This window comes from Pedobacter sp. (assembly GCF_035317785.1).
Lineage (GTDB): Bacteria > Bacteroidota > Bacteroidia > Sphingobacteriales > Sphingobacteriaceae > Pedobacter.
On record NZ_DATHGC010000155.1, the window covers coordinates 1 to 7,847 of the forward strand.

Annotated in this window: 4 protein-coding genes; 1 reads left to right on the forward strand and 3 read right to left on the reverse strand. The window is 41.3% G+C overall.

The window, feature by feature from the left end; all coding sequences use genetic code 11:
* On the forward strand, positions 1-1,655 hold a 1,655-nt coding region (tnpC, locus tag VK541_RS09695; RefSeq protein WP_324369399.1), incomplete at its 5' end, for an IS66 family transposase.
* Between the two features lie 218 nt (positions 1,656-1,873).
* On the opposite strand, the gene VK541_RS09700 is transcribed toward tnpC, so the two are convergent.
* The 3 genes from VK541_RS09700 to VK541_RS09710 all read right to left on the reverse strand — a co-directional run.
* Positions 1,874-2,281, reverse strand: a complete 408-nt coding sequence (locus VK541_RS09700) for a response regulator (RefSeq protein WP_324369401.1) — start codon at positions 2,279-2,281, stop codon at positions 1,874-1,876.
* Positions 2,278-4,644, reverse strand: coding sequence for a PAS domain S-box protein (locus tag VK541_RS09705; protein WP_324369403.1), 2,367 nt, complete (start codon positions 4,642-4,644; stop codon positions 2,278-2,280). Before VK541_RS09705 ends, VK541_RS09700 begins: the two co-directional genes overlap by 4 nt.
* A 355-nt stretch (positions 4,645-4,999) precedes the next feature.
* Positions 5,000-7,847 (reverse strand): hypothetical protein (locus VK541_RS09710; protein ID WP_324369405.1); only part of this gene is annotated, 2,848 nt, incomplete at its 5' end.

Here is a 7,847-nt window from a genome sequence, read left to right on the forward strand (position 1 = left end):
AAAGTCTTATTTGGCGTAACGATTGGCAGCAATCGGAAAACACTGAGTTGAAAGAAAAGCTCATCCGCTATAATCTGGAAGATTGTAAGGCATTGGAATTTGTAAACGAATGGTTTCAAAATCTTATTCTTAATTCCGGACAGGAAGATGTGAGCCTTGTAGAAACAATGAAGCGCCAAAGCCCATTCAAATTCCAGTCTAATAAAGACTTCGGAGAAGATTACAATATCATCAGCAAGGCAGCTTATTTTGATTACCAGCAGAAAAAAATATATTGGCGAAACAAGAAAGCTCCACCACCGCCAATCTATTCAAGAGAGGCACAAATTCCAATTGGCCTGGGTAAAGGAATTGGTGCATGGAATCCTAAAAACGTTAACGAAATAATCATTGCAGAACCATTAAAGTACTGTCCGGGTTGCGGCTCAACGAAAGTATACCAACTCAGGAAAACAATTAAAGGTTACAAACAAACCGACATCAAATTTACTACTTTGGGTGTGAAGCAGCATGTAACCGAATATCGCTCTACGCAAGCAAAATGTGGCAAATGCAGGATGAAATATAACAATGGGATCATCAGGCGAAAACACTATGGCGATAACCTCTTTGCTTGGGTAATCAATGTTTATGTCAACTATCATATTAGCCATGAAATGATCAGTAAAATGGTAATGGATTTATTTGGGATTTTTATTGATAAGCAATACCTTATTGACAGGAAAGACAAATGGTGGATAAAATGGAAACCGGAAGTCAATTACATTTGGTATATTATTTACAACAGCCCGGTAATCCACATTGATGAAACAACAGTAAAATTATTTAAGGATAGGGGTTATGTATGGGTATTTGCAACCCCTCATACTGTATTTTATCACTTTACTTATAACCGTGAATCCGACTTTCTCAAAGAATGGCTTAAAGGGTATAAGGGTGTTATCGTCACTGATTTTTATGCAGGCTATGAAGCATTGAAAATAAAAAGACAAAAATGCCTGATACACCTGATTCGCGACCTTAACGATGATTTGCATAAGAACCCTTTTGACGAGGAGTACAAATCCCTGATGGAAAATTTCAGTAAATTATTGGTAGGAATTATCGCAACGGTAGACAAATATGGCTTAAAGACGAAACATTTTCAAAAGCACATAAAAGAAACAGAAACATTCTATAAGAAGTATCTTTTGTTGGAGCACAACAGTGAGCTTTCCATAAAATACGCAAAACGTCTTAAAAAGCATTGGGAAGAACTATGGTTGTTTCTTCGCTATGATGATGTACCCTGGAATAATAACAATGCTGAAGCAGCCGTAAAAGCTTTTGCCATGTACAGGCGTGGTGTAAACGGGCAAATCAGAGAAAGAGGACTGCGGCCGTTTTTGGAAATGCTGAGCCTGGCACAAACCTGCCGCTACAGGAATATATCTTATCTTGATTTTTTAACTAATAAAGTTGGAATTTGGGAAAATGTTCCCGTTGAATTATTACCCAAATATTTACCTTTTCCACAAGCCAGACTATTTACACATCGCTTAGGGTTTTATCGCAAACGTGAATGGACTGAGTGGATACATTCAGGCAAGCGTCCGGCATACATCCCGTCATTTCCTGATACCACATATAAGAATAAAGGTTGGATCAACTGCTGATTTAAAGGTTAAGGCCATTACAAATAATGACCTGTGGAATGTCCGCTTTCGCGGAAAAATTACGGTTTGATTACATGTCCTGTGACTGTTCCAAAAACACTTTTTCGGAAGCAGTATTCCAATTGTTTCATAGTTGTTGGAATTTCTCCCGGGAAATAAGGGAAATACTGTGGGGAATTTTATAGGTTGTTTTCCGTTCGTTTGGTAAAAAGTTGCAGTTAATTCTTGAAGATGTTTTCAAAAAAAGCGTTATTTACGGGCTTTTCCTGAAATGCGACAACATTTTTATCAGAATTGGCGCGTTGAATGTCCTTTTCATCAATTGTAGACGAAATGATATAACAGCGGCAATGTTTTTTTAAACCGTCGGGTAGCGAATCAAACGCCTCCATAAACTCAAACCCTGACATTTGGGGCATATAGATGTCTACAAATATAACTTCGGGGATCATACCCGGATTGTTTTTGTTTTCAGTAAGATATTGAAATGCTCCTTTGCCGCTGGAAAATTCGAGTACCTGCGCGGCAAAATTATTTTTCCGGACCATGCGTGCGGTAATATAGAGATCGATGTTATTATCGTCGATAACCATTACTGTTCTGTATTTAGGTGACATTTCATTCATGGCTTGCTGTTTTTTAATTTGATGGTGAAGGTGGTGCGTGAATCCGATCCTGATTCAAGCATAATTGTACCGCCGAGTTTTTCAATGATGCATTTAACAATATACAAGCCGAGACCTGAACCCGGGACATCGCTGGAAAGGCGGTAAAACATATCGAATATCTTACTGTGGTATTCCTTTGCGATACCGATACCGTTATCGGATATACCGAGTTCCATGCTTTCCATATCTATCTTTCCGGTTATTTTTATATAGGCGTCACGCTTGTCTTTTGCATTAAACTTGATGGCGTTTGAGATGAGATTTTCAAGTAGGGTTGTAATGCTTTGCCTATCGGAGAAAAAAGCTTCGGTCTCCTTAATGTCAATTTCAAAACGTATCCCGTCGCAATCCTTCATGCTGCAAAGTTCCGAAATGACTGATTCTACGGTTTTTTGCAGGTCAATTTTCTCAACCTGTAAATCCATACGGTTGTTCCGGGAATAGTTCAGGATGTTTTTAATAAATTCATCAAGGCGGTTTATCCTTGCCCGTATCATCTGAACATGCTCCAAAGTATCGGCTTCCTGCGATTCCTCTTCAATAAATGAAATAAGCCCGAGGATGGCTGTCAGCGGGGCGCGTAAATCATGCGAAACACTATATACAAACCTGTCGAGCTCAAAATTTGTCTTTAAAAGTTCCTTATTTTGCTTTTCGAGAACCAATTCTGCCTTTTTCCTTTCCGTAATATTATGTGCATAACAGGCAGTACCTATAACTTCATTATTTTTCATGATCGGGAAAAGTGAAATTTCATTCCAGCTATCGATTGGAGCATCCATATATTCCGTTTCTGTAAAAACTTCGCCCAAAAGTGCGCGTTCGTAAAAATTCTTAAAGCGGTTGCGCTCTTCATCGGAAAAAGTGGCGGACAGTGTATTTTCTCCTTTTGCTAATATTTCTCCTGTCATAAAGCGCATCATTTCGTCGAATGACTTATTGGAGGTAATCAAATTAAAATCAGTATCGATACTCCACATCAGGTCAGTGGTATTATTAATTAATGCATTAAGGTTGTTCCTGTCAAATTCCCTTTGTAACATGGTGACTTTCTTTTCAGAGACATCGTTGAAACTTGATACCAGTGCTTCAATGCCTACTTCATGCAGCATATTTGTCATCGTTCCTTCACACCAGATCCAAGTGCCATTTTTATGTAAAAGCCTTGACTGCTGGCGGATAGATTTACCTGGTGTTTGTATTAAATTTTCCCTGATTTTTATAAATGCCGGAATGTCTTCGGGATGAAAAATGGTCATAAATGGCAATTTGATAAACTCTTGTTGCGTGTATCCGAGGATTTTCTTTATTGAAGGGCTGGCATAAAATATTTTGCCGTCTTTTTTGGAAAGTGTTTTTATATCGAGGCTTTTCTCAATAAGTACCCGGAATCTTTTTTCACTTTTAATTAGTAATTCTTCGGTACGCTCTTGTTTACCGGCTTTTTCCAGCATGTCCAGGGCATATGAAATATCTCCTGCCATTTCCATCATCAACGCAATTTCTTCTTTGTCGGAAAAATTTATTTTAGAGGAGTAAAGGTTGAATGTTCCTATGATTTCACCCGACTTCCTGATAGGCAATATAAGGCATGACTTCAGGCAATGGAGTGCCGCAAATGGTCTCCAGGCAATCAATTCATCATCGTTTTCCATATCATTGCAGATATAGTAGGTATTGTTTTGCAGCACATATTCCTGCGGACCTTTTGACAAATAGGAAGCGACCTTTAATTGATCTAACTCCTGGTTTGCCATCCCGTATTGGTCGATAAGGTTGATTTTCTTCTGCTTCAGATTAAAAAGGCCAATCCACGCTATTTCAAATTTTCCGAGTTCAACGGCAATACGACAGGAATTACTGAAAAGGGCCTTCTCATCCTTCACCCGTACAATGTTTTGGTTGACCTGGCTTATGAAAGCGTAAAGCCGGGTCGCTTTTTCTGCTTTTTCCTCGGCTACCTTATGCATAGTAATATCCAACGACATGATACAAATACCCTCTTCTACAGCAACAACACTTACATCAAACCAACGCTCCTTGCGATCGGGATATACAAATTCGATTTCAAGCCGTTCGGAATTCCTGTTTACCATACAATCTTGTAATACTTTGAATACTTCAGTCGTTTCGATCCCCGGATACCTATCCATCATGCTTTGGGCACGAAATTCTTCCTTATTGGTATTGTAATACTCAGTAACTGCCGTATTCGCATACAGGTAACGCCAATTAAAATCAATAACCTGAATGCCTTCCAGCAACGAGTCGAGTGTATGGCGTATCTGCCGTTTGCTCATATTATTGGTATACTGTTCCATAATTATTTTTTTATTTCATTTACAGAACCTCATGTAAATTATAGTTCCGGAATCAGGGAAAGGTTGCGCAGAAAGCAGGTAACTCTGCATAAATAACATTCGGATTTACTGATTTTCGAATGCCAACCGACTGATTTTAAATAGTACTTATACCTTTAACAATATTAGATGAATTAATTGAGAAATTCACAAAATGCGACCTTTATTTTGTAGTTCGTCGATAATTTTTGCAATATGTCATTTTATGTGACAATTTTGTCGATTGGTGACATTTTGGAGCAGATATTTGGCTATAAAAAAACCCGATATTTCTATCGGGTCTTACTATTAATTTAATTTTTAATTCTGGAGCGGTTTACCACAATACTTTTCTGGTGGCATTGCTTCCGTCGGCTAAAGTAATCCGTATCAAAAGCAGCCCGTTAGACCATCCGGCACTAAAATTTGTTTTCAGGCTGTTAATGGTTTTATCGGCTGCCAGAAGTTTTCCGGAACTGTCAAAAACTTTCACCGACACTATCGGGACAATCGCGCTACTGATCACTAAGCTGCCATTGTTTTTATAAGCGACGATCTGATTGTTAAGCATCGAAACTGAATTTGTAGCCAGCGAATTGGCATAAATAATCTCAAAACGAGTGTCAAAAATCCCTCCCGCCGAATCAAACGAATACGCTCCGGCTTTTAAATCCGCAACAGTTCCGCTCAGGTTGTCTTTTATGAAAATCACCTGCTCACCAGTGAACAATCCATCAACATGATCCAGTGCAATGGTATACGTACCGGCTGAAGTGGCTTTAAATCCCAGAGGAACAATATCATTAACATCAAACGGCAGGGCACGTCCCTGAATGACTAATTTTTCAGCATTGATCAAACTATACAATTCAATCTCGCCATCATTCATATAATTGCCGTCGAGCGCATCGAGACCTTGCGTGGCGTTGGAGACATAACCAAGCTCCGTTTGGGAAAAAGCACCAGTAGCACTGGTAGCATTCAACCAGATCCTGTGGGATTCCTCCGCTTCGCCGGTTCTGAAAAACTGATCGGCATTGTCGGAACTCCGTTGTGTATTGGTAAACAAAACAGAAACAGCTCCGGCTTTCGCTTCAACAAAAAAGCCCTGACCCGTCCTGATGATGCCGTTGGGATCGAAGACCTGGGCTTCGCCATTGCTGACGAATGTTCCGCCGAGCCAGGAACAATAGGACGGGCTGGCGGCATTATTGGTTTTTCTCCAGAAATACAGCGTCCCGGTGATGCTATTGCTGTTATCCGATACAAAATTAGCCATGCTGACAGGCGATGGATACGGATTCCCTACCAGATTAAAGCGATGGGTGGCATCACCGACAGCAAGCGCATAAGAGTAATTTCCATTATGGGGAACTCCCGAAAAAGAACCGTTCCAAACGGTCGGGGTTACAGGATGATTATTGGGCACCCGAATCAGGTAACCTTTGGCGGTTTCAAAGTCGGTCGAAGGGAGCACTGTGGCGTATAAGTTTGTGCTGGAAACGTAATCATAAAAACGATTGGCTAATGTTAAAGGTGAAAAAGCCTGCAATTGCTGTCCGGTAACCGGCGATGACCACAGCGTGTAATCCTGACGCAGCAATGGAGAACTCGAGCGTCGCACTATAATATTCCCCGAATTTGCAGCATTGGATGACTGGATTAAATTGGCATTATTCTCTAAAGTAAAACTGCCCGAACTTACTGTCAGCGCGCCATATAAAGTGAGGTCGATTCCTGACGGAAAAACAACCGCCGCATTGTTATTTACGGTTAAAGAACAGCAGGAAACCGAAGCCGTTGCGGTATAGTTGGAGGCGATAATAACTGCTGTAGTACTTGTTGGCGCACCATTCGACCAGATTCCGCTCCATGTCGTTGTATTTCCGAGACTTATTGTGCCAGTGTCGCTTGCACTGATGCCATTACCGTCTTTTATGGTTACGGTATAGCTGGTTGTCGCCGTAATATTTGTGGCAATTGGGTTGGCTATGAAAGCACTACTCAAAAAATCTGTCGGTGTCCAATTGTAAAGTGGAGTGCCGTCTGCCGTAACAGATGTGTTCAACGAAACATCCGAACCGCTACAAACCGTTGCTGCTCCGAGCAGGCTTACGGTCGGATTGGCTCCTGAAATCCCGGTAAGCGTCGTCGTTTGATTTGTCAATGCCAAGCCGGTTATTGCAAGCGTATTGCCGGATATAGCAGTGTATTTTATCCACGGATTATTAGACTGGCTAAAATTCCCTGTTAATTCGGCAGCAGCAATACCGGTTTCTGTGCCGGCAATATCCGCTGTAGTATAACCAGCGGCTATGGTTGCCGTATGCGGATTTGTTCCGGATTGTCTTATGCTCCAGTAACGGTTTAAATACTGTGTGCTGCTGGCATTATCCGGATGTTTGATGTTGGTCACATTCACGCCTATAAAATCGCCAAGCAGATTTTCACCAGTAAGGGTTAATGTTAATGGAGAATATTCTGCAGTGCCGTTGTTGTCCCCGACAGGAAAAGTATAAGGAATACCAGAGGCCACTACCTTTCTCAATTCTCCAGTTCCATCAGCGATGATCATTTTGGCAGCATTGGGAGCAACAATTGTAATTGTTCCATCTGTACTAACAGTTAAGTTGTTTGAGGCGATATTTAATGTCCCTGATGTGATGTTCAATATCCCGCCAATGGTCATATCCTGGCCCAGTGTTACACCACCGGTACGGTTAATCGTAAGGTTGCTCAGCGCTGTAGGGCCGCTGAAAAGATCACCCGCCAGAGTAATAGCCCCGGCGCCACCGATAGTCAATGAAGAAAGCGTGCCCACTTCTATGAATCCTGTCGTTTTCGTTATCGTTCCCAAAATCCGCAATTTCGCAACATCAATCTTTAAGCTTCCATTGGTTAGTGTAAGGACATTGTTGACATTTATCGTACCGTACAGGTCAATCCCGTTACTGTTATTAATGGTAAGACCGTCAAAAACAGTCGTTGATGACCCCGATATCGATTGTGGTACTGTTCCGCTAAGTGTAACATCATGCGCGGCTGCGGCATTGAAAGTTCCGTCATTTTCAAAATCGCCATTAATGACATGGTTGAAGTTGCCGCTGCTGAAAGTAGTGCCAGCGCCAATGATTAAATTTCCGGAAACGGTCAATGCCGCCGCCGCCGCCGCCGTTACGGTATCT

Coding starts and splice junctions, on each gene's coding strand:
- VK541_RS09700 (WP_324369401.1), bottom strand. CDS start 2,281: ATGAATGAAATGTCACCTAAATACAGAACAGTAATGGTTATCGACGAT.
- VK541_RS09705 (WP_324369403.1), bottom strand. CDS start 4,644: ATGGAACAGTATACCAATAATATGAGCAAACGGCAGATACGCCATACA.